General features: G+C 63.6%; 21 protein-coding genes. 17 read left to right on the forward strand and 4 right to left on the reverse strand.

The features are described 5' to 3' along the window. Window positions 1-34: 34 nt before the first annotated feature. The 13 genes from ACSQ3I_RS06260 to ACSQ3I_RS06320 all read left to right on the forward strand — a co-directional run bounded on the left by ACSQ3I_RS06260 (window position 35) and on the right by ACSQ3I_RS06320 (window position 15,875). Window positions 35-2,020: an FAD-dependent oxidoreductase gene (locus ACSQ3I_RS06260; RefSeq protein WP_435997070.1), complete on the forward strand. Its 1,986-nt coding sequence runs from the start codon at window positions 35-37 to the stop codon at window positions 2,018-2,020. Window position 2,021: 1 nt separating this feature from the next. After that, window positions 2,022-3,017 (forward strand): Ldh family oxidoreductase, encoded by a 996-nt coding sequence (locus ACSQ3I_RS06265; RefSeq protein WP_435997072.1) that lies wholly within the window; start codon window positions 2,022-2,024, stop codon window positions 3,015-3,017. Window positions 3,018-3,179: 162 nt separating this feature from the next. Further along, on the forward strand, window positions 3,180-4,406 hold the full coding sequence (locus ACSQ3I_RS06270) for a flavin-containing monooxygenase (protein ID WP_435997074.1): 1,227 nt from the start codon (window positions 3,180-3,182) through the stop codon (window positions 4,404-4,406). A 136-nt stretch (window positions 4,407-4,542) separates the two neighbouring features. Continuing rightward, a complete protein-coding gene (locus ACSQ3I_RS06275) occupies window positions 4,543-5,505 on the forward strand; it encodes a LysR family transcriptional regulator (RefSeq protein ID WP_435997075.1) in 963 nt (320 codons plus the stop codon). After that, complete coding sequence (locus tag ACSQ3I_RS06280; RefSeq protein WP_435997077.1) at window positions 5,502-6,986, forward strand: aldehyde dehydrogenase; 1,485 nt, start codon at window positions 5,502-5,504, stop codon at window positions 6,984-6,986. The genes ACSQ3I_RS06275 and ACSQ3I_RS06280 overlap by 4 nt, the downstream gene beginning before the upstream one ends. A gap of 120 nt (window positions 6,987-7,106) precedes the next feature. Continuing rightward, window positions 7,107-9,188 carry an FAD-dependent oxidoreductase gene (locus ACSQ3I_RS06285; protein ID WP_435997079.1) on the forward strand — a complete coding sequence of 694 codons (2,082 nt, stop codon included), beginning with the start codon at window positions 7,107-7,109 and terminating at the stop codon, window positions 9,186-9,188. A gap of 104 nt (window positions 9,189-9,292) precedes the next feature. Next, window positions 9,293-9,709, forward strand: a complete 417-nt coding sequence (locus ACSQ3I_RS06290; protein WP_435997081.1) for a RidA family protein — start codon at window positions 9,293-9,295, stop codon at window positions 9,707-9,709. 64 nt (window positions 9,710-9,773) lie between these two features. Further along, window positions 9,774-10,451 (forward strand): DUF1028 domain-containing protein, encoded by a 678-nt coding sequence (locus ACSQ3I_RS06295; RefSeq protein ID WP_435997082.1) that lies wholly within the window; start codon window positions 9,774-9,776, stop codon window positions 10,449-10,451. Between the two features lie 50 nt (window positions 10,452-10,501). Beyond that, window positions 10,502-11,680, forward strand: a complete 1,179-nt coding sequence (gene argE / locus ACSQ3I_RS06300; RefSeq protein ID WP_435997084.1) for an acetylornithine deacetylase — start codon at window positions 10,502-10,504, stop codon at window positions 11,678-11,680. Window positions 11,681-12,037: 357 nt separating this feature from the next. Continuing rightward, window positions 12,038-13,108: an ABC transporter ATP-binding protein gene (locus ACSQ3I_RS06305; protein WP_435997086.1), complete on the forward strand. Its 1,071-nt coding sequence runs from the start codon at window positions 12,038-12,040 to the stop codon at window positions 13,106-13,108. After that, the gene (locus tag ACSQ3I_RS06310) at window positions 13,105-14,034 is read left to right on the forward strand and encodes an ABC transporter permease (RefSeq protein WP_435997088.1); all 930 of its coding nucleotides are present in this window, start codon (window positions 13,105-13,107) and stop codon (window positions 14,032-14,034) included. Before ACSQ3I_RS06305 ends, ACSQ3I_RS06310 begins: the two co-directional genes overlap by 4 nt. Beyond that, the gene (locus ACSQ3I_RS06315) at window positions 14,031-14,840 is read left to right on the forward strand and encodes an ABC transporter permease (RefSeq protein WP_435997090.1); all 810 of its coding nucleotides are present in this window, start codon (window positions 14,031-14,033) and stop codon (window positions 14,838-14,840) included. Before ACSQ3I_RS06310 ends, ACSQ3I_RS06315 begins: the two co-directional genes overlap by 4 nt. Window positions 14,841-14,858: 18 nt before the next feature. Further along, window positions 14,859-15,875 (forward strand): extracellular solute-binding protein, encoded by a 1,017-nt coding sequence (locus ACSQ3I_RS06320; protein WP_435997091.1) that lies wholly within the window; start codon window positions 14,859-14,861, stop codon window positions 15,873-15,875. Window positions 15,876-15,968: 93 nt separating this feature from the next. On the opposite strand, the gene ACSQ3I_RS06325 is transcribed toward ACSQ3I_RS06320, so the two are convergent. Further along, the gene (locus tag ACSQ3I_RS06325; protein WP_435997092.1) at window positions 15,969-16,295 is read right to left on the reverse strand and encodes an ArsR/SmtB family transcription factor; all 327 of its coding nucleotides are present in this window, start codon (window positions 16,293-16,295) and stop codon (window positions 15,969-15,971) included. Between the two features lie 142 nt (window positions 16,296-16,437). On the opposite strand from ACSQ3I_RS06325, the gene ACSQ3I_RS06330 reads away from it, so the two are divergent. Continuing rightward, entirely contained in the window at window positions 16,438-17,568 is a 1,131-nt protein-coding gene (locus ACSQ3I_RS06330; protein WP_435997564.1) for an MFS transporter, read from the forward strand. Window positions 17,569-17,653: 85 nt separating this feature from the next. Here ACSQ3I_RS06330 and ACSQ3I_RS06335 read toward each other — a convergent pair whose 3' ends face one another. Both ACSQ3I_RS06335 and ACSQ3I_RS06340 read right to left on the reverse strand, forming a co-directional pair. After that, entirely contained in the window at window positions 17,654-19,708 is a 2,055-nt protein-coding gene (locus ACSQ3I_RS06335) for a 2Fe-2S iron-sulfur cluster-binding protein (protein WP_435997094.1), read from the reverse strand. Window positions 19,709-19,764: 56 nt separating this feature from the next. Further along, window positions 19,765-20,376, reverse strand: coding sequence for a glutathione S-transferase family protein (locus ACSQ3I_RS06340; RefSeq protein WP_435997096.1), 612 nt, complete (start codon window positions 20,374-20,376; stop codon window positions 19,765-19,767). 121 nt (window positions 20,377-20,497) lie between these two features. Here ACSQ3I_RS06340 and ACSQ3I_RS06345 point away from each other — a divergent pair, with 121 nt between their 5' ends. Beyond that, window positions 20,498-21,391 carry a LysR family transcriptional regulator gene (locus ACSQ3I_RS06345; RefSeq protein ID WP_435997098.1) on the forward strand — a complete coding sequence of 298 codons (894 nt, stop codon included), beginning with the start codon at window positions 20,498-20,500 and terminating at the stop codon, window positions 21,389-21,391. Between the two features lie 28 nt (window positions 21,392-21,419). Here the strand turns inward: ACSQ3I_RS06345 and ACSQ3I_RS06350 are convergent, their stop codons facing one another. Continuing rightward, entirely contained in the window at window positions 21,420-22,391 is a 972-nt protein-coding gene (locus tag ACSQ3I_RS06350; RefSeq protein WP_435997565.1) for a 3'-5' exonuclease, read from the reverse strand. 270 nt (window positions 22,392-22,661) lie between these two features. Between ACSQ3I_RS06350 and ACSQ3I_RS06355 the strand changes: the two genes are divergently transcribed. Beyond that, window positions 22,662-23,624, forward strand: a complete 963-nt coding sequence (locus ACSQ3I_RS06355) for a helix-turn-helix domain-containing protein (RefSeq protein ID WP_435997100.1) — start codon at window positions 22,662-22,664, stop codon at window positions 23,622-23,624. Between the two features lie 104 nt (window positions 23,625-23,728). Beyond that, entirely contained in the window at window positions 23,729-24,700 is a 972-nt protein-coding gene (locus ACSQ3I_RS06360) for a hypothetical protein (protein WP_435997102.1), read from the forward strand. Window positions 24,701-24,932: the final 232 nt, after the last annotated feature.

Genomic DNA, 24,932 nt, shown 5'->3' on the forward strand with positions numbered 1-24,932 from the left:
CCACCACAAACACACACCTACGCGGATCTGTGCCATGGCCAGAAGATTTCCACGCCTGTTCTCCCCGCTCGAACTCGGACCGCATAGGCTGAAGAACAGGATCGTCTTCGGCGCGCACACCGCCAACATGGCCGTGGAAGGCCTGCCCACCGCCAGACATGTCGCCTATTACGAGGAGCGAGCCATCGGCGGTGCGGCGATGATCGTCGTCGAGCCCATGCCGGTGCATGCCGCCGCCGTCCTCACCCGCGGCAATTTCCGCCATTCCGACGATGCGGTGATCCCGCATTTCAGGATGGTGACCGACGCCATCAGGAAACACGGCACCGTCGCCATCCAGCAACTCTACCATATCGGCGCCCACGGCGATTCCGACAATTCCTTCCACCCCCACTGGTCGCCCTCCGGCGGACCGAGCTATCACGACAGCGACGGCTCCCACCCGATGACCGAGGCGGAAATCCACGAGACGATCGATGGCTTCGTGCAGGCCGCGCGGCGATGTCGGCAGGCCGGCTTCGACGGTGTCGAAGTCTGGGCCGCCTATCTCGGCATGGTCGATCAGTTCTGGACGCCGTGGTGCAACCGGCGCGAAGACCAATGGGGCGGGTCGCTGGAAAACCGCACGCGCATGTCGCGGGAGATCCTGACGCGCATCCGCGCCGTCTGCGGCCCCGATTTCATCATCGGCCTTGCGGTTTCGGACGAGCCGGACGTGAAGGTCGCCCTGCAGCGCGACGAGCTTGCCGAGATCGTCAAGCTGCACGACGATCTCGGCCTCATCGACTACGTCACCTGCGGTTCGGGCGGTTATCTCGATTTCTACAAGCTGATGCCGACCTTCCTTTATCCGGAAAAGCTCGGTGCCGATCTCGCCACCGTCCTGAAAGGCGTCGTCAGCCATGCCGTCGTCATCGCCGAAAGCCATATCCGCACCCCGGAAAATGCCGAAACGGTGCTCGGCGAAGGGGCTGCGGATCTCGTGTCGATCGTGCGCGGCCAGATCGCCGATCCGCATCTGGCGACCAAGGCGGGCGAGGATCGCCCGGAAGATATCCGCGGCTGCATCTCCTGCAACCAGATGTGCTGGGGCCGCCGGTCGCGCGACTACTGGATCAGCTGTCTGATCAACCCCTCCGCCGGCCGCGAGGTCGAGTGGGGCGGCGACCGTTTTCGCAAGGCCGAAAATCCGAAACGGGTGCTGGTGATCGGCGGCGGCCCGGCCGGGCTGGAAGCCGCCCGCGTCTCCGCCGAGCGCGGCCATCGGGTCGTGCTGGCCGAAGCGTCGAGCCGGCTCGGCGGCAATTTCCTGCTCGCCGGCATGCAGCCGCGCCGGGCGCAGATCCTCGATCTCATCGGCTGGTATGAACGGCAGCTGGAAAAACTCGGCGTGGCTGTGCGCCTCAACACCTATCTGGAGGCCGGCGAGATCGATCCGGCCGAGTTCGACGTGGTGATTGCGGCAACGGGCTCCTTTTCGCCCGAGACGGGGTTCCAGAAGGCGCTGCCCACGGTCGAGACGTTGCCGGGCATCGAAAAAGGCAACGTCTTCACCGTCGAAGCCGTCATGGCGCGGCAGGCGCGGCCGGGCAAGCATGTGCTGCTGCTCGACGAGGGCGGCGGCTGGCGCGGCTGCGGCACCGCCTGGAAACTGGCGGAGGAAGGCCATCGGGTCACGATCCTCACGCCCGACCCCTTCGTCGGCAAGGAGCTGCAGAGGACGGCGGCGGACGTTCCGATGCGCCAGGCCATCCGGGCGCTTGGCGCCGACTGGATCGTCGAGGCCAGCATTACCGAATGGCACGGTAACGGCGCGACCATCGTCGACCACAACACCGGTGAGCGTCGTTTCGTCGAGGCCGACACGCTGGTGACCGCGACGACGAATTCTCCGGCCGACTGGCTGATGCCGGGCCTTGCCGAACTGGGCGTGGCAACGCGGCAGATCGGCGATTGCGCCGCGCCGCGGCAGGCACCCTATGCATTTTACGAAGGCCGCAAGGCGGGACTGGAGATCTGACGTGACGGAAGAGGTGGAACTCGAACTGGCGGATGCGCAATCCCTGACGCTCCGCGCCTGCCTCGGCGCCGGCGCCAATCCGGCAAGCGCCCGCTCGCTCGCCGATGCCACCCTGTCGGCGGCACGGTTCGGCCCGGCCGCCGTCGGGTTTCCGCATCTGGTGGATTACCTCAACAGTTTTCGCGAGGGGCGCATCAATGGCGATCCGACGCCGACCCTTAAGCGCCCCTTCCCTGCCTATCTCGCATCCGATGCCGACCGCGGCATCGCGCAACTCGGCTTCGACATCGCTTTCGCCGATCTCGTCGCCACCGGGCGCCAGATGGGGATCGCGCTCTTCACCCAGAAAAACAGCTACACCACCGGCGAGCTCGGCTATTACGTGCGCCGGCTGGCAAACGAGGGGCTCGTGGGGCTGGCGGTGACCAATGCGAACGCCATGGTCGCGCCGAAGGCGGGCGGGCCGGCCGTCTACAGCACCAATCCGCTGGCGTTCGGCTTCCCGCTGGGCGACGATGCGCCGCCCCTGGTCATCGATCAGTCTGCCAGCGCCACGGCCTATGTCAACATCGTCGCCGCCGCCGGGGAAGGCCGCCCGATCCCCGAGGGCTGGGCCGTGGATGCCGCCGGCGCCGATACGCGGGATGCGCAGGAGGCGCTTGCCGGCGCGTTGCTGCCGTTCGGCGGACGAAAGGGGGCGAACATCGCCCTGCTCGTGGAAATGCTGTCCGCTGGCCTGTCCGGCGGAGCATGGTCTCTGGATGCACCCAGTTTCATGGCGGGCGACGCCTGCCCGGCCGTCGGGCTGACCGTCCTTGCCATCATGCCCGGCCCGGCTGGCGGCGACCATGTGAGCCGTGCCCGCGAGCAGGCGCGGCGGCTGCAGGAATACGGCGTCCACGTGCCCGGCGTCAGCGGCAAGGCGCGGGCTGCTTTGCCGCAGACCGTGCGGATGTCGCGCGGCGTCCATGACGCACTCCGCCGTTTCGCATCCTGAAGCAACAGGCCTCAGGACAACGGCAAGGCTCGTCAAGCAAGGGATTTTCCTAACCAGCGCTGAACCAAACACTTATGTCGGCATTCCCGGCTTTCCGTTACATCGATTCAAGGACGTCGGCCGAAGGGCTGGTCTTCGAATGAAACACGAGGGGGATGCCGCATGTCGATTGAAAGAGTGGATACGCTTGTCGTTGGCGCCGGCCAGGCAGGTGTGGCGATGAGCGAACATCTCGGCAAGCAGGGCATCTCTCACATCGTCCTGGAACGCAGCCGCATTGCCGAGGCGTGGCGGACCGCCCGCTGGGACTCTCTCGTCGCCAACGGCCCTGCCTGGCACGACCGCTTTCCCAACATGACCTTTCCACATATCGACGGCGATGCCTTCGCGCCGAAGGAGCAGGTTGCCGACTATTTTGTCGAATACGCCAGGCGCATCGACGCCCCGATCCGCTGCGGCGTCGAGGTCAGGACGGTCAAGCGCAACTCCGATGGCATGCGGTTCCGCATCGAAACCTCCGACGGGGTGTTCGAGGCGAACAATGTCGTCGCCGCCACCGGCCCGTTCCAGAAGCCGGTGTTTCCGCAGATCGTGCCGAAGACCGAGGGCATCGACCAGATCCATTCCCACGCCTATCGCAATCCCGATCAGCTGCGCGAAGGCGCGGTCCTCGTCGTCGGCGCCGGGTCGTCGGGCACGCAGATCGCCGAGGAGCTGCTGCGGTCGGGACGGCGGGTCTTTCTTTCGGTCGGCCCGCATCACCGCCCGCCGCGGCGCTATCGCGGCAAGGATTTCTGCTGGTGGCTGGGCGTGCTGGGCATCTGGGACCTGAAAGTTCCTGCCCCCAATACCGAGCACGTCACCATCGCCGTCAGCGGTGCCGATGGTGGCAAGACGGTCGATTTTCGCCGGCTTGCCGACCGTGGCATGACGCTGGTGGGCATGGCCAAGGGTTATCTCGACGGCACGCTGCAGTTCGCCGGCGACCTCAGGGACAATATCGCGCTCGGCGACCGGAACTATCTCGACCTGCTCGACCGGGCCGATGATTACGCCACGCAGAACGGGCTCGATTTCCCCGAGGAACCCGAGGCGCGCGAATTCATCGCCGAGCCGGATTGTGTCGCCAATCCCCTGCTGTCCATCAATCTCCAGGAGCAGGGCATCACCACGATCATCTGGGCGACCGGCTATTCCTTCGACTTCAGCTGGATCCATCTCGACGCTTTCGACAACAACGGCCGCCCGGTGCACGAGCGCGGCATCTCCAGGGTTCCGGGGCTGTTCTTCCTCGGCCTGCCCTGGCTGTCGCGGCGTGCATCGTCCTTCATCTGGGGCGTCTGGCATGATGCCGCGCATCTGGCCGAGCAGATCGCCGATGGGAAATGAAGAAGGACAATGACGACGGAAATCCCTCTGGCGCCGAAAGCCAGTCGCGGCTTATTCCGCTGGCACGGGGGAGACGGACATTTCGCTCCGCGCGCCCTCTCTGTATCCTGACGATGAGGGCAACAGGAATACAGACATGATCTTGCGATTCACCATTCGGCAATTGGAGTATCTGGTGGCGGTCGGCGACTACGGTTCGGTGACCGAGGCCGCGGAACGCGTCAACGTCTCCGCGCCATCGATCTCGGCGGCCATTTCGCAGCTCGAGCGCGAATTCGGCATCACGCTGTTTGTCCGCCGCCATGCGCATGGCCTGTCGCTGACGCAGGCCGGGCACAACTTCGTCGCCCAGGCGCGGCAGATCCTGCGCGAAGCCCACAAGCTCAATGCCTTGTCGAACGAGCTCACCGGCCAGGTTCGCGGCCCCCTGCACGTCGCCTGCCTCGTCACTTTTGCCCAGACAGTGATTCCGACGTTGCGCCGCGGTTTTTCCGACGCCTATCCGGATGTCGAGTTCTTCCAGTACGAACGCGACCATGCCCGCATCCTCGAAGGCCTGCGCATGGCGCGCTTCGACATCGCACTGAGCTACGACCTCGACGTGCCCCCCGACATGGAATTCCACGAGTTGGCGGTCCTGCCGCCCTATGCCGTTCTTCCCGAGGATCATGCGCTCGCCAGCCGCAAGGAAATCTCGGTGCAGGAGCTTGCGCCCTATCCGATGATCCTGCTCGACCTGCCGCACAGCGCCGCCTATTTCCTTTCCTTCTTCCGCGATGCGGATCTTCAGCCGCGCATCATCGAGCGCACGCGCGACATGTCGGTGATGCGTGCCATGGTCGCCAACCATTTCGGTTATTCGATCGCCAACATCAGGCCCGTCTCGTCGCATGTCCCCAGCGGCGAGAGACTGGCTTTCGTTCCGCTTTCGGGCGGCCTGCGCCCCATGCGCATGGGCGTCGTCGCCATGCGCGGCCTCAGCTCGCCCCTGGTGGTGCGGCGATTCATCGATTTCTGCACCGAAAAACTCCGCACCATGAGCGGCATGCAACTCCCCACCATCGACGAACAGCGACAAGAAGAGAAAGGCAGTCCATGACGCCCTCGACGCCCGACTGGCGCGCCCGCGCAGCACAGCTGAAATTCCGCAACGGCCTTTATATCGACGGCGGCTTTCGCGAGGCGGCCAAAGGCGGGCGGTTCGAAACCGTCAATCCCGCCAATGCCCAAATTCTGACCGACGTCGCACGCGCGACAGCGGAGGATGTGGATATCGCCGTCGCCGCGGCGCGCCGCGCCTTCAACGACCGGCGCTGGTCGGGCAAGTCGCCGTCCGAACGCAAGGAGGTGCTGCTGCGGCTTGCCGCCCTCATCCGCGACAACATTCCCGAACTGGCGCTGCTGGAAACGCTCGATGTCGGCAAGCCCATCAGCGACAGTTCGACCATCGACGCGCCCGGCTCGGCGCATTTCTTCCAGTGGCATGCCGAGGCGATCGACAAGATCTACGATGAAATCGCCCCTGCCGGCCCCGGCGACCTCGCCATGATCCGCCGCGTGCCGCTCGGGGTCATCGGCGCCGTCGTGCCATGGAATTTCCCGCTCGACATGGCGACATGGAAACTCGCGCCGGCGCTTGCCACCGGCAACTCCGTCGTGCTGAAGCCCGCGGAACAATCGCCGCTCTCCGCCCTGATGCTGGCGGAACTTGCCTCCGAGGCCGGTCTGCCGGATGGCGTGCTGAACGTCGTGCCGGGTTTCGGCGAGGATGCCGGGCGGGCGCTCGGCCTGCATCCGGATGTCGACGCCCTCGTCTTCACCGGCTCGACCAAGGTCGGCAAGCTGTTCATGACCTATGCCGGGCAGAGCAACATGAAACAGGTCTGGCCGGAGACCGGCGGCAAATCGCCCAACCTCATCTTCGCCGACGCCGACCTCGACAAGGCGGCCGAAATGGCGGCCTTCGGCATCCTGTTCAATTCCGGCGAGGTTTGCTCGGCCAATTCGCGCCTGTTGGTGCATCGTTCGGTGCAGCAGGAGTTTACAGAGAAGGTGATTGCGGCCACGGCCGCCTGGCCGCTCGGCGACCCGCTGGACACCGCCACCCGCATGGGTCCGCTGGTCGAGAAGGCGCATGCCGACCGGGTGGCGAACTACATCGCCGTCGGCCGCACCGAAGGTAGGCTTGTCCACGGCGGCGAGCGGGAGACCCGGGATGGCTCCAATTGCTACATCCAGCCGACCGTCTTCAACGACGTGCCTGCGGATGCCCGCATTGCCCGCGAGGAAATCTTCGGCCCGGTGCTTGCCGTCACTCCCTTCGACAGCGACGAGGAAGCGCTGCGCATTGCCAACGACAGCGAATACGGTCTCGCCGCCTCGGTCTGGACGCGTGACCTGTCGCGGGCGCTTTCCATGTCCGACCGCCTCCATGCCGGCACGGTTTCGGTGAACACCGTCGACGCACTCTCAGCCATGACCCCTTTCGGCGGCATGAAACAATCCGGTTTCGGCCGCGACCTCGGCATGCACAGTTTCGAAAAATATTCCGCACTCAAAACCGTCTGGGTCAAATATTGAAACCAGGCGACAGGTCGGGGGTGCCGGTTAGTCTGAACCTAATCGGCGCTTCCGCAACGCGTCATTTACAGCGGCGCCGTCTGCCCATCCAATAGACGGCAACCAGCAATGAGGAAGACCATGCGCGACGCCAAATACGATATCCTGTTCGAACCACTGGCGATCGGCCCGCATGTCGCGAAGAACCGTTTCTACCAGGTGCCGCACTGCAACGGCGGCGGCTACCGCGATCCCTCCGCCGCCGCGGCCATGCGCGGCATCAAGTCCGAAGGCGGCTGGGGCGTCATCTTCACCGAGCAGACCGAGATGCACCACACCTCGGAAATCACGCCGTTCATCGAGCTGCGCCTGTGGGAGGACAAGGACATTCCGGGCCTGCGCCGCATGTCCGACGCCATGAAGGTGCACGGCGCGCTTGCCGGCATCCAGCTTGCTTATTCCGGCATCAACGGCCCGAATTTTTATACCAAGGAAGTGCCGCTCGCGCCCTCCGCCCTGCCGATCCGCACCTTCACCAACGATCCGGTGCAGGCCCGCGCGCTCGACCTGTCCGACATCAGGGACCTGCGCCGCTGGTTCGTCAATGCCGCCAAACGGTCCAAGATCGCCGGCTTCGATCTCATCTGTCTTTACGGCGCGCACGGTTTCGGCATCTTCCAGCATTTCCTGTCGCGCGCCACCAACCAGCGAACCGACGCGTACGGCGGCAGCCTGGAAAACCGCTCGCGCTTTGCTCGCGAGGTCGTTGCCGATATCCGCGATGCCGTCGGCGATACCACCGCGATCACCATGCGCGTCAGCCTGGACGAGACCATCGGCGAACTCGGCTTTTCCAATGCCGAGGTGCGCGAATTCGTCGAGATGAATGCCGACCTGCCCGATCTCTGGGACCTCGCGCACGGCGCCTGGGAAGACTGTTCCGGCCCCTCCCGCTTCAAGGAGGAGGGCGCACAGGAACTGCTGGTCAGGGGCATCCGCGAACTCTCGTCGAAACCCGTCGTCGGCGTCGGCCGCTTCACCTCGCCGGATGTGATGGCGCGGATGATCCGCCAGGGCGTGCTCGATTTCATCGGCTGCGCCCGCCCCTCGATTGCCGATCCCTTCCTGCCGAAGAAGATCGAGGAAGGCCGCATCGAGGATATCCGCGAATGCATCGGCTGCAACATGTGCATCACCGGCGACATGACCATGTCGATCAGCCGCTGCACGCAGAACCCCACCTTCATGGAGGAATGGCGCAAGGGCTGGCACCCGGAGCGCATGAACGAGAAGGGCGACAGCCGGACCGTGCTCGTCGTCGGCGCCGGCCCGGCGGGCCTGGAAGCCACCCGCGCGCTTTCGCAGCGCGGCTATGACGTGACGCTGGCGGAAGCCACCACGATGCTCGGCGGCCGCGTGGCGCGCGAACGCCTGCTGCCCGGCCTCTCCGCCTGGGGCCGCGTCGTCGATTACCGCCAGTACCAGATTGCCCAGCGCACCAACGTCGAGACCTATTTCGACAGCCGGCTGACGGCGGAAGACGTGCTCGGCTTCGGCTTCGAGCATGTGGCGATCGCCACCGGCTCGCGCTGGCGCCGCGACGGCGTCGCCCGCCAGCATGTCGTGCCCATGCCGATCGATCCTGATATGACCGTCTGGACGCCCGACGACATCATGGCCAAGGTCCACCCGGAAAACCTCTCCGGCAAAACCGTCGTGGTCTATGACGACGACCATTATTACATGGGCGGGGTCATGGCCGAGGTGATGGCCAAGGCCGGCGCGACGGTCATCCTCGTCACTCCGTCCGCCTATGTCTCCGACTGGACACGCAACACGCTGGAACAGGGCGCCATCCATGTGCGTCTCGACGATCTTGGTGTCGACATCCGCCTTAACCGCGGCATCACCGCCATCCGCGCCGGCGAGGTCGAGACCAACTGCACCTATACCGGCAAACGCAAGGTCATTGGCTGCGATGCCGTCGTCATGGTCGCCTCGCGCCTTTCGGAGGACGCGCTCTACAACGATCTTCTTGCCCGGCAGGCCGATTGGGCCGATGCCGGCATCAAGACGGTGAAGATCATCGGCGATGCGAGCGCCCCCGCCCCCATCGCCTGGGCGACCTATGCCGGCCACCGCTACGCACGCGAGCTGGACATGCCCGATATCGGCGATGCCCTGCCCTTCCGCCGCGAGGTCACCCAGCTCGAACCGGTCTGATTTCGCCGCGGCATAGCTTTTTCCTCAGCGCGGGATCGGCAAAAACAAATTACGCTGCTTACAGCGCATCGATATTTTCGGACGTGACCATCAAGGAGACAAGAATGCCCGTGCACACCCGCATCCGCCCGTTCAACACGAAGGACACCTATCCGGAACAGAAGCTCGACAACGACCTGTGCCAGGCCGTCGTCGCACGCGGCACGATGATCTTCCTGCGCGGCCAATGCCCCCAGGAGCTCGACGGCGGCAAGAACATCGACAGCCACGACCCGGTCGAGCAGACGCACAAGGTGATGCAGAACATCCGGCAGCTTGTGGAAGAGAGCGGCGGCCAGATGGAGCATGTCTGCAAGGTGGTCGTCTATCTCACCGACATCCGTCACCGCGAAGCGGTCTACCGGACGATGGGCGAATATATCAAGGGCGTGTTCCCCGTCTCCACCGGCGTCGTCGTCACAGCGCTCGCCCGGCCGGAATGGCTGGTCGAGATCGACGCCACGGCCGTCATCCCCGACTGATCGGCATTGCGGCCCTTCGAGGCCGCGACCGCCATTGTCCGAATGCAATCAAGGAGGTGAACGCATGACCTTTTCCGTTTCCGGGCGTTGCGAAAGAACCGGCATGTTCGGCATTGCTGTCTCCTCCTCCTCGCCCAGCGTCGCGGCCCGCTGCGCCCATGTGCGCGCCGGCGTCGGCGCCGTCTCGACGCAGAACGTCACCGATCCCAGCCTCGGCCCGAAAGGGCTCGACCTGATGGCAGCAGGTCTTTCCGCCGAAGCCGCCCTGGAGCGGCTTGTCGCCGAGGCAGCGCATATCGAGTACCGCCAGCTTGCCCTCGTCGACAAGGCAGGCCGGACGGCCGCCTATTCCGGCGCCAAGACGCTCGGCACCTATGCCACCGCGTGCGGCAACGGTGTCGTTGCCGCCGGCAACATGCTGACGAGCACCGCAATTCCGCAGACGATGGTGGAGGCTTTCGAGGCGACGAAGGGTGCACATCTCGGCGACCGACTGATCGCCGCCATGCGTGCCGCTGTAGCGGCCGGCGGGGAGGAAGGGCCGGTTCATTCCATGGGGCTCGTCATGGTCGACAAGGTTTCCTGGAACGTAGCGGATCTGCGCATCGACTGGACGGAAAGCGACCCCATCGAGGAATGCGCCGCGCTCTGGGCGCGTTGGCGCGGCGACATGGATGCCTATGTCATGCGCGCCCTCAACCCGACGCAGGCGCCGAGCTACGGCGTCCCCGGCGATCTCTGAACGGAGCGGGCAGCCGTGCCCTGCCCCTCGGCTCTGAAATGGATGGGCGCATGATCCCCTCGACCACGGAAATCCTCACCCGCCTCGTTGCCGAGCCGACCGTTTCGCGCAGCTCCAACCTCGCCTTGCTCGACTATGCCGAAAGCTTGCTGCGCCCGGCCGGAGCGCGCATCGAACGCTTCGCCCATCCCGACGGAACCCGCGCCAATCTCTGGGCAACGATCGGTCCGGAAGGCCCCGGCGGGGTCGTGCTCTCCGGCCATACGGACGTGGTGCCCGTGGAGGGACAGGCCTGGAGCAGCGATCCTTATGTGCTGACGGAGCGGGACGGCCGTCTTTACGGCCGCGGTACCGCCGACATGAAGGGTTTTGTCGCCGCGGCACTGCGGGCGGCCCTCCTCGCGTCGGCGCGCGACCTGCAACGCCCGCTGCATCTTGCGCTCTCGTATGACGAGGAGATCGGCTGCCTCGGTGTGCGCGGCATGATCGACGCGCTGGCGACGAGGCCGGATCGCCCGGCACTCTGCATCGTCGGAGAGCCTACCGGAATGGGCATCGCCACCGGCCACAAGGGCAAGGTGGCGCTTCGCGCCTGCTGCCATGGACAGGAAGGTCACTCCGCCCTGGCGCCCAACGCCCTCAACGCCCTACATCTCGGCGCCGCTTTCATCGCGGCCCTGCAGAAACGACAGGAGGCGCTCTGCGACCACGGTGCCCGCGACCCTGACTACGACATCCCCTATTCCACCATCCATGCCGGGATGATGCGCGGCGGGACGGCGCTCAACATCGTCCCCAATCTCTGCGAAATCGACTTTGAAATCCGCAATATCGCCGAAGACGATGCCGACGATATCCTCGCGGGCATCGAGGCAGATGCCGACACGATCACCAGACCCTATCGCAACCGCTTTCCCATGGCCTGCATCGAGATTTCCCGCGTCTCCGGCTATCCGGGCCTGGCGACCGACACCCACGCCCCCGCCGTCACCCTGCTGAAGCGGATTCTCGGGGACGACGCCCCGACGCTGAAGGTCGCCTTCGGCACGGAGGGCGGCCTGTTCGACCGGGACCTCGGCATCTCCACCGTTGTCTGCGGCCCCGGCTTCATGGACCAGGGCCACAAGCCCGACGAATTCGTGAGCCTCGAACAGCTGGATCGCTGCGACGCAATGCTGGAGCGCCTGATCGCCGAACTCGCTACGAAAAACGAAGCCGACGACGCATAATGTCGAAACGCAAAAATGCGCCGCTCAAATCGCAGGCATGCGGCCCGGGAAAGCACGCCTTTTTGCATGTAAAATAGCCACCGCATTCCTGGCCTGCGGCAACAATTTCAAACATAGCTTCCGCGGACTTCGTGGTTTCACGGGTAACGGCTTGAAATACGTTGCATTTTTTCTCGCAACGATGAGAGAGATTTTTCACGCCCGCATGGATTGATTTCGAAGCGGCAGATGCCCGGCGATCCCGATTAGCCTCAGCCTAACCCATGCTTCCGGATCGCGTTATTTATACTCCCCCTCCCCTTCATCCAATGTCTCCCAAAGCAGGGGAACATCAATGAACTATTCGAAAGGGGCGCGATGAAGACGTCACCGGCCATCGAGGTCAAATCCGTCTCGAAGAGTTTTGGCGCCTATCAGGCCCTGAAGTCCGTCAGCTTCGACATCGGCAGCAACGAGTTCTTCACGATGCTCGGCCCCTCGGGCTGCGGCAAGACCACGCTCCTGCGCATGCTCGCCGGCTTCGAAAGCCCCGATAGCGGTTCGATCCTGCTGAACGGCAGCGAGGTCATCGCGATCCCGCCGCACAAGCGCCGGGTCAACACCGTGTTCCAGAGCTACGCGCTCTTCCCGCACATGACGCTGGAGCAGAATATCGCCTACGGCCTCGAAAACCTCGGCTGGGAGCAGGCGCGCATCAAGCGGCGCGTCGGCGAGATGCTGGAACGCGTGCATATGGGGCCGATGGCCAGGCGCAAACCCGCCCAGCTTTCCGGCGGCCAGCGCCAGCGTATCGCGCTTGCCCGGGCGCTGGCGCCGGAGCCGGAAGTGCTGCTGCTCGACGAACCGCTTTCGGCACTCGACCTGAAACTCCGGCAGGCGATGCGCGACGAGTTGCGCACGCTCCAGCGCGATACGGGCATCACCTTCGTCTTCGTCACCCACGACCAGGAAGAGGCGCTCGACATGTCGGATCGCATCGCCGTGCTCGGCGGCGGCGATGTGCAGCAGATCGGCACGCCGACGGAGATTTACGAAGAGCCAGTCAACCGCTTTGTCGCCGATTTCGTCGGCGAGACGAATTTCCTGGATGTGGAGGTGCTGGAAACCGCCGCCGGAGAGGCGACCGTGCGCACGCCCTTCGGTCTGCTGATCAAGATTCCTGCCACCGGGGCGGCCAAGGGGCGCGCAACCCTCTCCGTCCGTCCGGAAAAGATCAATCTCGGCAACCAGGCCCAGGGCATTACCTTCGAAGGCCGCGTCACCAACAAGAATTACATGGGCGGCTACACCCACTATACGCTCGATGTCGCCGGCACCGAACTGCGCGCCTCGCGCCGCAACGCGTCGCGCGAAGGAGATACCATCCCGCTCGGCACCACCGTTCCGGTGGGTTTCGTGGCAATCTCGGCGCGGGTGCTGGCGGCATGACGGACAGCGCCCTCCACGCCCCCGCCGGAACGGAGCGCCTTCCCCGCGCCCGGTTCTGGCACGATCTCTCCTTCTGGGGCCTGCTTCCGTCGCGCCTGCTGATGGGCTTTGCGCTGATCCTTCCCATCTTCATCATCGTCGCGGTCTCGGTCGCGACCCGCGGCTCGCATGGCGGCTTTTCGTGGAGTATCGATCCCGCCGGCTATCGCCAGATCCTCTTCAACGAAGGCTGGAGCGGCGAGATGGAGTTCACGCCGCAATATCTGTTCATCATCGCCCGCACCTTCCTGCTCGCCGGCGCGACGACGCTGATCTGTCTCGTCTTCGCCGTGCCGGTCGCCTATTTCATCTCGCGCCAGCCACCGAACAGCAAGGCGATCCTCGTCTACCTGGTGACGCTGCCCTTCTGGGTCTCGATGATCCTGCGGGTCTATGCCTGGATGATCATCCTCGGCAAGGACGGCACGCTGCCCAGCCTTCTCGGCACGTTCGGCTTTCCCGCCGGCACGAGCTTCATGTTCAACGACGGCGCGACGCTGACGGCAATGGTCTACACCGCCATGCCGCTCATGGTGCTGCCGGTCTTCGCCTCGATCGAGAAGCTGGATGGCACGCTGATCGAGGCATCGCACGACCTCTACGGCAACCGCTGGGTCACGCTCAGGCGGGTCATCCTGCCGCTGACCGCTCCCGGTATCATTGCCGGCGCCATCCTGGTCTTCGTCCCCGCGCTCGGCGCGGTGCTGGAGCCGACGCTGATGGGCGGCGGCAAGCAGATGATGATGGGCACGCTGATCCAGCTGCAGTTCGGCCCGGCACGCAACTGGCCTTTCGGCTCCGCCATCGCCATCACCCTGATGGTTCTCGTCATGCTTTTCCTGATCGTCACCGCGCTTCGCGCCGCCCGCCGGGAGGCCCGGTCATGAGCACGCGTCACGACGTCAAACATTATCCGGGCCTCGGCCCGCTCACCATCTTCTTTTTCCTTTACCTCTATGCGCCGCTTGCAGTGATCGTCGTCTATTCGTTCAACGCCAACCGGGTTGCCGGCGTCTGGACCGGATTTTCGCTGCAATGGTACGGGTCGGCGCTGAAGAACTCGGCACTGATGAATGCGCTCGAAACCTCGCTTGTCATCGCCGCGATTGCGACCGTCGTTTCCACGCTGATCGCCCTGTCGGCCGCTATCGCCATCATCCGCGGCAAGAACGTCCGCTTCCGAAAATTTTCCGAAACGGTCGTCAACCTGCCGCTGCTGCTGCCGGAAATCGTGCTGGCGGTGGCCACTCTCATTCTCTTTTCGCTTCTCGACATCCAGAACGGCATGCTGCGGCTGACCATCGCCCACGCCGCCTTCTGCACGCCCTTCGCCTTCCTGCCGATCCGGGCGCGCCTGCAGGGCATGTCGCTCGATCTGGAGGAGGCAAGCGCCGACCTCTATGCCAACAGATGGACGACGTTTCGCCGGGTGACGCTGCCTTTGATCTTCCCCGGCGTCTTTTCCGGCGCGATGCTGGCGTTCCTCATCTCGATGGACGACTTCATCACCTCGAACCTGCTCTCGACCGGCGGTTCGACGACCTTGCCCGTCTACATCTTTTCGCTGATCCGCGCCGGAACCTCGCCGGAACTGAACGCCATCGCGACGCTGTTGATCCTTGCCTCGCTTTTCCTTGCCACCGTCGCGCTTCTCGTTGCGACGCGCGGCACCCGTGACCACGCCGAACCATAACCAAGAGAGGAACAGACAATGAAAAAATATCTGGCTGCCACTGCCATCGCGTTTTGTTTTGCAACTGCCGCCCAAGCCGAAGGTCAGCTCAATATCACCGCCTGGGCCGAATCCATGTCCCCTGCGCTGATCGAAAAATTCTCCAAGGCCAATGACGTCAAGGTCAATGTCGACAGCTTCACCTCCAACGAGGACCTGCTGACCAAGCTGCAGGCCGGTTCCTCCGGCTACGACGTCGCCACGCCCTCCCACCATTTCCTGCGCGTGATGATCGACGAAGGGCTGCTCGAAAATTTCGACGCCAAGACGCTCAAGGCCTTCCAGAACGTCGACGAGCGCTGGCGCAACCAGTGGTGGGACGAAACGCAGGATTATTCGATCCCCTTCGCCTATGGCACGGCCGGCTTCGTCGTCAACACGGAGCAGTACAAAGGCCCGACGGACAGTTTTAAGTATTTCTTCGAGCCGGAAGGCGACCTCAAGGGCAAGATCGCCCTGCTCGGTCAACCGGACGAAGTCATCGGTGCCGCCCAGCTCTATCTCGGCGTGCCGTTCTGCACGGAAGACCAGGCGGAGATGAAGAAGGTTCTCGACCTGCTGATGGCGCAAAAGCCGTCCGTTGCCGTCTACTCATCGGACAATATCGCCAGCCGGCTCGCCTCGGGCGAAGTGTCGGCGCATTTCTGGTGGGACGGCGATTCCCTGCGCGCCCGCGCCGGCGGCTCGCCGGTCAGCCTCGCCATGACCAAGGAAGGACTCGTCGGCTGGATGGACAGCATGGTCATCCCCAAGGGTGCGGCAAACAAGGAAAACGCCATCAAGTTCATCGAATTCATGTCCGAGCCTGAAAACGCCACCGAACAGATGAACTACTACGCCCACTCCACGCCGGTGAAGGTTATCCAGGAGAAGGTCGTCTATACCAAGGACAAGGCGCCCGAACTCTATCCCGAAGTCCCGATCACCTTCTCGCGCACCTGCTCGCCCGCCGCGCAGGATCTCGTGACCCGCGTCTGGACGCAGCTGCTGCAGTAACGACGGGTGGGGGCTTTGTGCCCCTGCTCCTTTTCCGGATTGGAAATGATCGCAGTCCCGCTCATCGGCAAGCGCTGCGCATGCCGATGCGCTCTACCCCCTGATCGCCGCCCCGAGCACCGAGCCGATCAATCCCGGAAATCGCGCTTCGAGATCGTCGTGGCGGATACTGAGGCGACGCCCCCGCCCCAGCGATTCATTGCGGATGACGCCCGCCTCGCGCAGCACCTTCATCAAATGCGACTTCGTCGATTTCGGCATCGAGGGATCGGAGAGATGGCATTGCGCCATCTCCAGCGGACCATCGGCGAGCTGGCGCACGATGGCCAGGCGCTCGGGATCGCTCAATGCGAACAGCACGTCGGTCAGCCGCAGGTCGTCGCGGCCGGGATGGGGGAGATCGGTGATTTCCAGCGTCATGGTTCGAATTTAATTGAACCATGACGAAAATGATAGTAGAGAGTGGTTCGAAATTATTCGAACCATCAGGTGCCCTGTGACCGATACGATGCAACCCATGTCCCTGCGCAGCCCCGCCGGCTTTCGCATAACGCTTGCAGGAATGGCCGTGATGATGGCCGGAGCCAGTGCGCCCTCGCCCTTCTATCCGATGCTGCAGGCGCAGATCGGCTTTTCGGCGGCGACGCTCACCGGCATCTTTGCCGTCTATACGGTCGCACTGCTGGCGTCCCTGCTGATCATGGGATCGCTGTCCGACCATATCGGCCGGCGGCCGGTGATATCGGGTGGTTTTGCGCTGATGGCGCTGAGTTTGCTGTTGTTTTGGCAGGCGGGCGATGTCAGCGGGTTGATCCTGGCGCGGGTGCTGCAAGGTATCGCCGCCGGGTTGCTGCTATCGGCACTCTCCGCGGCGGTGGTCGATCTCGAGCCGAAGGACAGGCCGGGCAGTGCCTCGGTCTGGAACTCCGTCATTCCGCTCGGCGGACTTGCCGTGGGTGCACTTGTTGCAGGCATCCTGATGGACGTGACCGAAATGGCGGAGGCCGACGTGTTCGGCACCCTGGTCGTCGCCTACATCCTGTTCGCCGCGGCGATCTGGCTTATTCCCGAGACCGCGCCGCGGCACGAAGGTGTGTGGGCTTCGCTCAAGCCGCGGATCGGCGTGCCGGCGGCGGCGGCCAAGGCATTCTGGCGCAGTGCCCCGGCTGTCATAGCGGGCTGGGCAACGGGTGGGCTTTATCTCTCGCTTGGCGCGCCAATCGTCCGGCATGTCTTCGGCGCCGAGGCGCATGTGACGCAGGCCAGCGTCATCGTCCTGCTCTGCGCCGCAGGCGCCGCCGCCTGCTATCTCGCGCGCCGCCATTCCTCGCGGCAGGTGACGCTTTACGGCACTTCGGCGCTCGCGATCGGCACCGCACTGACGCTGGCGGCGATCGCCTGGCAATCCCTGCCTGCCTATCTCGTGGCGCTGGTGATTGCCGGAACCGGTTTCGGCACCTGCTTCTACGGCGTGTTGCGTTCCATCGTCCCGGTCGTGCGCCCGGATGAACGCGGCGAACTCTTCGCTGCCCTGTTTACCCTCAGCTATCTCGCCTTCGGCATACCGACGCTGCTTGCAGGCGTCGCGGTCGGCATCTTCGGGCTGACGTCGACGACACTGGGTTATGGCGCGCTGATCGTGCTGTTCTCGGCGACGGCAGGGTTGCTGCGAAAATTCGGGACACGGGACTGAACAAGGGGCTGCTCCAGCCCGGAGCCGCACAAATGGGACAGGATGATAGGCAGGCCGCTACGGGCGCTTCCGCGGGGGAAGTGCCCTACACATCCAGCTGCAAATCGCCGCCAGCAGCAGGAACCGAACAGCAGAGCAGTGCTTCCCCCTCTTCGACCGGGTAGCTCGGCTCCGACACGTAGCTCACATCTCCCTTGATGATCTTCGTTCGGCAATCGCCGCAAGTACCGGCGCGGCAGCCGTAATTCGGCGTCAAGCCACGCTGCTCCGCGAATTCGAGCAGAGAACCGCTGCCGGATTTCCAGCGGGCTTCCTTGGCCGATTGCGTGAAAAGCACGCGAACCGGCTCCGTGGCCGCCGGCAGCGACGACCCGCCGGTGTGCTTTTCCGCCATGACGCTGCGTTTCAAGCCGGAAGGACCGAAGGCCTCGGCATGGATACGCGCATCGGCAATATTCAGGCCCTTCAATCCATCGTACAGCGATTGCATGAACGCGGCAGGGCCGCAGAGATAGAAGTCATAATCGGCAAATGGCAGGTGCCCCTTCAAAAGATCGACATCGATCCGGCCGGCCACTTCATAAGCGCCTTCGTCGCCGGAGACAGGCGCGCTCAAGACGCGGATGTCACGAACAGTGTTTTGGCTCCGCTGCACCAGTTCGCCGATTTCGCGATCGAAAGCCCGTTCCGCCAGCGTGCGCGATGACCGGAACAGCCAAACCGGGCGCCGATGACGGGTTCTGTCACCTTCATGGACGATGTGACGGAGCATCGACAGCATCGGCGTGATGCCGATCCCCGCGGCAAGCAGCACCGCCGGACGGGCGCGCTCCATGGCGTCGATGACGAATGCGCCGGAAGGCGCCAGCGCCTCGATCTCGTCACCCGGCGCCAGCCGGTGCAAGACACGCGATGCCCGCCCCTCGCGCTTCACGCTCAAGCGGTAGTGACCATCGGATGGAGCGCTGGAAATCGTGTAGCTACGCCGGACGATGTCCTCGCCATCGGTTATCCGCACAGGAAGGTGCTGGCCGGCGACATGCGGGATGATGGCCTCGCCATCGACGGGCGCCAGATAGAGCGAGCGGATCGTTTCGCTTTCATCGATACTCCGTTCGATACGAAAGCGCCGCCAGCTCTTCGCCCCAGCCGCCGCCTGAAGGCGACGGCCAGCCTCTTCCCAGCTTCCGGTCATCAGGCTGGAGGGCGACATTCCATCCTCCGAAAATGACCACCGTAACGGCAGTTCGTTCCGCCGCAGCACAATCTTTTCCGGCATGAAGCGCCACAGGCGCTCGGCACCTTCAAAGGCCGCGATCTCCGGGGTATCGAGAATGACCTCGACTGTGCCCGTCATTTGCAGCATCCCGCCGGTTTCATGATCGACAAACAGCAGTCCCGCACGCGGATTGACCATAAAATTGCCGAGCGTATTGAAGAACAGGTTGCCATTGAAATCAGGCACCGTCAGCCCGCCATCCGCATCGATCCGCACGAAACCCGGCTTGCCGCCGCGATGCGAGGCATCAACCTGTCGACCCTTTTCGGCGCCGTCGATGTAGGACGCCACGAACAGCGTATCGGCCGCGCCGACAATCCGTCGTGCCTCGTCGTCGAGCCGGTCCGAAACGACCGGTGTCGACGAGGATGGTATCGCCGGATCACGCACGAATGCGAAATGACGGTTCTGGATGTAACGAGGGCAGTTGCCAAAACTCTGGCCGACGGTCACCGAAAAGCGCTCGCCGGTCTCCCGGATGATCGTGCCATTCATCCGGTTGCGCCGGCGGGTGACGAGATCGATGCCGAGCAGACCGATGGCATCGCCATCTTCCATGCCGGCCTCAGCCGGATCGCCGGCATTGCTTGCAGCTTCGACATCGAGCGTCAGCGGATCCGGGGAATGCAGGAAACCGGGCCGGCCGGCGCGAATGGTTGCCCAGGGCGCGCCGGCGTCATCGACGGCACCGATGACGATAAACGGAAGGAGCGGATAAAACTCGCGATGCTGATCGAGGAGGAAGGTGCGCAGCACCTTGCGGCCGACGGGATCCATCTGCGCGGCAACGCCCGCCCGGCGTTGCAATTCCAACTCGCCTTCATGCCACGGTGAAACCGGTGTTTCGACATGATCTAGCATTGTTGCCTCCTGTTGGGAAAAAAGCGGCCGGTTTTTGCCGGCCGAAAGCTCGCGGTTCAGGCAGCGAGGCCGATGGGCGTCTTGGGGAAAGCCACAAAGCCCGGCAGGGCCTCGATCCGCGCCAGCCAATGGCGCACGTCCGGGTGCGGCGTGAGGTCGACGTTGCCTTCCGGCGCGCTGGCGATGTAGCTGTAGAGCGCGACGTCGGCGATCGTCGGCCTGTCGCCGACGATGAAACGATGTCCTTCCAGTTCCGCATTGATCAGGCGGAGAATGCGGTGCGCCCGACCAATTACTTCATCAGCGCGGAAATCGGCACCGAACACGGTGATCAGGCGCGCGGCAGCCGGACCGTAGGCGATCTCGCCGGCAGCCACCGACAACCACTTCTGGATCCTGGCGACGGTCACCAGGTCGTCCGGCAACCAGTCCTTACGGCCGAGCTTGGTCGCGGTGTAGACGAGGATGGCATTGGAATCGCTGACAATCGTGCCGTTGTCATCGAGAACAGGGACCTGACCGAAAGGATTGAGCTTGAGGAAATCCGGTGTCTTGTGGCCGCCTTTCGCAAGATCGACCTCGACAAGGTCCGCGTCGACGCCCAGCAGCGACAAGAAAAGGACCGCACGGTGCGCATGACCGGAGAGCGGAAAATGATAGAGTTTCATGAGTGGCTCCTTCGAGTTGACCGGACGTCTGATCCGTTGACAGGAACAAGCTATCTCCATCCATTTTTCTGTAGTAGGCTGAAAATTCTGGAGCTATCCTCTCGTTTTATGAAAGATTCGCATGGATCGTCTCGATGCCATGGCCGTGCTTCTGGCGGTGGTCGAAAACGGCAGCCTTTCGGCTGCCGCACGCGCCCTGCATTCGCCGCTGCCCACTGTCAGCCGCAAGATTTCGGAGCTGGAAGCCCATCTCGGCGTCCGCCTGATTACGCGGACAAGCCGCAGGATCGTGCTGACCGAAGCCGGAACACGGTATGTCGGCGCGGCGCGCGAAATCCTCGGGCGGGTGGAGGAGGCCGAGCGGCACGCCGCCGGTGAATATCTGGCCCCGCGCGGCGACCTGGCGATGACCGCGCCGATCGTTTTCGGCCGGTTGCACGTTTTGCCGGTGATCACCGATTTCCTGAAGGCGTTTCCGGATATCAACATCCGGCTCACCATGGGCGACAGGTCGATCAACCTTGCCGACGAACATATCGACGTGGCGCTGCGCATTGGCCATCTTGCCGACAGCAATCTGATCGCAACCCGCCTCGGTTCGATCCGCAGCACGGTCTATGCCAATCCGGATTATCTGCGGCGCCATCCCGGGCCGCTTCATCCGCGCGACCTCGTCAATCACGACTGCATCGCCTTCGAAGGAATACAGTCGACGCAATTCTGGATTTTTCGGGAAAACGGACAGGATATGTCGGCGACGATCCGGACGCGCCTTTCGGTCAATACCGCCGAAGCCGCCGTGGATGCTGCAGCCTCCGGCCTCGGCATCACCCGGGTAATGTCCTATCAAGCCAAACGCGCGGTGGAGCATGGCCTGTTGCTGCCGTTGCTCGAAGATTTCGAGCCGCCGCCCCTGCCTGTGCACCTCGTGTATCTGTCTCAGGGCCTCCTGCCGCTGAAACTCAGGGCATTTCTGGAATTCGCCGCCCCCCGCCTGCGAACCGTGCTGCGCTGAATGCGGCCACGGTTTTTACCGAGAAGGTTCAGGCCTTGAAGCGATCGAGGGCACTCAGCCGCCGGATCGGCGGATCGGCGTCCGGCCAGCGGTAGATTTCGGCACGCAGATATCGCAGTTCGTCGTCAAGGGCTTCTTCCGGAACCTCGACCCACCAGGATTTCGGCCTCCCGTCACTGCCGTCCGACCACCGATAGCCCCGGGCCTTCAGATGATCCTTCATTTCGAACGGGCTGTGTTCGGCGAAAATGCGCACGCGCGAGCGCTGGCTGGCGGCAAAAAGTTCGGCAAACGGTGTTTCGTCCGGCTTCGCCCCACCCTGGGCGAGGACTTCAAACAGCGCAAAACAATCGTCGACGGCGCGATGCCCATCATGGAAATATCCGGCCTGCCCCACGAGATAGCCCAGTTTCGTTCCTTCGAAACCGCGCCCTGACCAGTCGACCTCGGACACGGAACATGCCCACGCCTTCGGACCGAAGATCGATGAAAAAGCCTCGCAGAAAGGACGGTCGAAGCCGGCATTGTGGGCGATGACAAGATCGGCGGGTTCGAGAAGGGCCTGCACCTGCGCCATATCGATCGCCTGCCCGGCGACCATATCGTCGGTGATGCCGGTCAGGCGCGTGATATCGGATGGAATGGCGACACCCGGCTGCCGCAGCCCGCCATAGACGCCCGTGACGTCGCCGATGGCCCCATGGCTGTCGAAGCTGAACGCGACGATGCCGATCTCGATGATCTCGTCTTTCCGGGCATTCAACCCCGTCGTTTCCGTGTCGATGATGATACCGCGCAACGGGTAGGCCGGCCGTGGCGCGTGTACAACGGCGCGAGGCTGCAGCTTTCTGAGGATCCGGTAGCGGCCGGTCTCCTCAAGGTGCCGAACCATCTTGTTCTCGTCCTGGACGCCGCGCGGCCCGCTCCTGGCAGGAGACGGCAACTGGGTCGCGGCCTCTGCCGTTTCCCTCGCGCCGAACAAGTCGAACTGCTGTTTCATTCCATCCATCTCGCATTGCCCGGCGCATCGTGACAGGCGCGCCAACGGCCTCTTACAGGATGTGGAATGAATGTGCGACCCGCGCGCAACCGATGCCCGGCCAATCCCCAATATCTGACGTCCGGACGCCGATGCCGTCCATGCCCTCTGGCCGGGACATACGGTAACCTCGACCACATGCGACATCAGAATGTCGCATGTTGCCTATCCTCGATCTCGTGACCTATATCCTATCACCACACCTCCATTCGACTGCAGGGGAACAAGCCGGTGCTGCGCTTCACCACAGATGACATTGCTGCCAGGGATCGCTTCGACCACTGGCGCGAAGTGCGCGGAAAGGGCCTGTTTGGCGTTACGATCGAGCTCGAGCCTGAAAAGCGTGCCCGTTTTCGCGGACGGATGAAGGCGGAAGAGTATGGCGGTGCCATCGTCTCGGAACTGGAGGCATCGGCCTATCGTGTCAGCCGCACGCAACAGGATGTGGCCAGGCTTTCCGGCGACAACCTGCTGATCAGCTGGCAGGTTGCAGGGGGCGGATGGCTGGAGACGGGCCGTCGGCAGGGCCTCCATCGCGTCGGCGCCAGTGCCATGACGATCGGCCATTCCGATCAGACCTACAAGGCGACACCGGACAGCGACCGGGATTTCCTCTATAGAGTGATCAAGATCCCCCTTGCGGGACGCGATTTCGCCTCAAGAGAGTTGATCGACCTTAGCCCCGCACCGATCGATCGTTCATCCCTGACTCAGCCGATGCTCGCCCTGTTTTCGGCAATCGGTGCGCGTGACGCGGCGCTGGGCGATCCCGCCGACTGCATCGACGCGATGGGACGGCTGGGGTTGATGGCGACCGGCAAATTGCCGCTGCACGACCCCGAAAACCGGACGGCGTTGCGAATGGCGCTGTACCACATGGCGTGCGCCATCCTGCGCCGGGATCTTCGCCGGCCCGAACTGTCGCCGGCGCACGTCGCCCGCGAGCTTTCCATCTCGCCGCGGCAACTGCACATCCTCTTCGAACCCTCCGGCCTTTCCTTTGCACGAACCCTGGTCGGCCTGCGGCTGGAGCGCGTTCGGAGCCTGCTGCGGAACCGGCCGGAGCGGACCGTCGCCGAAATCGCCTATGCCTGCGGCTTCGACAGCCTGGCGACATTCTACCGCGCCTTCCGTGCTGCCTACGGCATGACGCCGCTGGATGCGCGGACCGAGCTGTATGCCGGCGCTCAATAAAGTCCAGGCTCTGCGCTGGATGAGAAGATCCGTCTCCGTTGATTATGATAAGGCGCGCTGATCTATTAGCGAGGTGCCCTTTCATGCCGACCGCGTCTGCCTTCATGGAAAGCGCTCTGCCGAAGGGGCTTCCGTTTTCATTCGTGCCGCCACCATGCTTGGACAGGGCAACGATCGCCGCCCATGCGGGCCTGCGTCCGGTGCTGAGGATCCAGGCCAGCGCTTTGCTGGCAGTACACCGGCGCACGCCGCGCGTCGCGGCGATCTTCGGCAAGCAGCAACGCTATCTGCTGGGGCAACTGGCGATCGCAATGGCTTTCGAAGGCGGCGAGCGCGGACTTATCGTGGCGCATTTCCTGCAAGCGGTGAAGACGCATGGTATTTCCAGCCGCAACACCGCCACCAGCTTCATCGAGGAAATGCTGCACTATAAAATTGCCCGGATTAACGTCACCAACACCGACCGCCGACGCCGCCCGGTCGTGCTGACCGCGGCGACTATCGAGGCACTGACGACTTGGCTGGCCCTGCATCTGCGCAGCCTGGATGCACTGGATGGCGGAAATCGGCAGTCCGAATTTGAGCAGCATCCACAACTGCTTGCGCAGGTGCACCCGCTCATTGTCCACCACATCCTATTGTCGGAAAAGACAATGCCGCCGGCGCGGATCTTCTCCTTCCTTGGCGAGATGAACGATGGCGGCCTGCTGACGGACAATATCATCGCCAGCCTGCAAGACGCTCCCACCGGTACGGCGCGTTTTCCCACACTCCTCAACTCCTTCAGCCAGTTGTCGGAACCACTGCGCGTGAGCCGCACCCACCTGCTGCGCAAGCTTGCGGTTTCGGAACAGGCCGGCCATCTCGGCTGGTTGGAGAGGCGCGGCGCCTCGACCTTCTGGATTTCGAAAGAGTTTCTCCACGACTACGAAATCTACCAGGTCGAGAAACTCGCCAATATTGAAACCGCCTGGCAGGCGGTCCGGGACAACGGACGGTCAGGACACTCCGGCGATTACCCCGGAATGCTGCCGGAAAACCGCGGCGGGGTCCCGCAATGGGCGCATGTCGGTTGAAGCGCAGTTTTTACCAGCCACCATGCTTCCAGGCAGTCGTGCTGCCATTCCTGTATCGGTCTTCCGGTGTACCTTGAGAAGATTTTACCGATTGGCTATATCGGCAACATGCGGCATTCACGCCGTTATCGCCGCCCGGGCGGGTTTTTCGCGCGTCATGCTCAAGTAAAAATTTACTGAAAGCGATTTCGATTTTCCCAAATCCGTGTCACATTGCGGCGAGCAAGGAACG

Origin of the sequence: Rhizobium sp. LjRoot30, assembly GCF_964253915.1 — a bacterium.
Lineage (GTDB): Bacteria > Pseudomonadota > Alphaproteobacteria > Rhizobiales > Rhizobiaceae > Metarhizobium.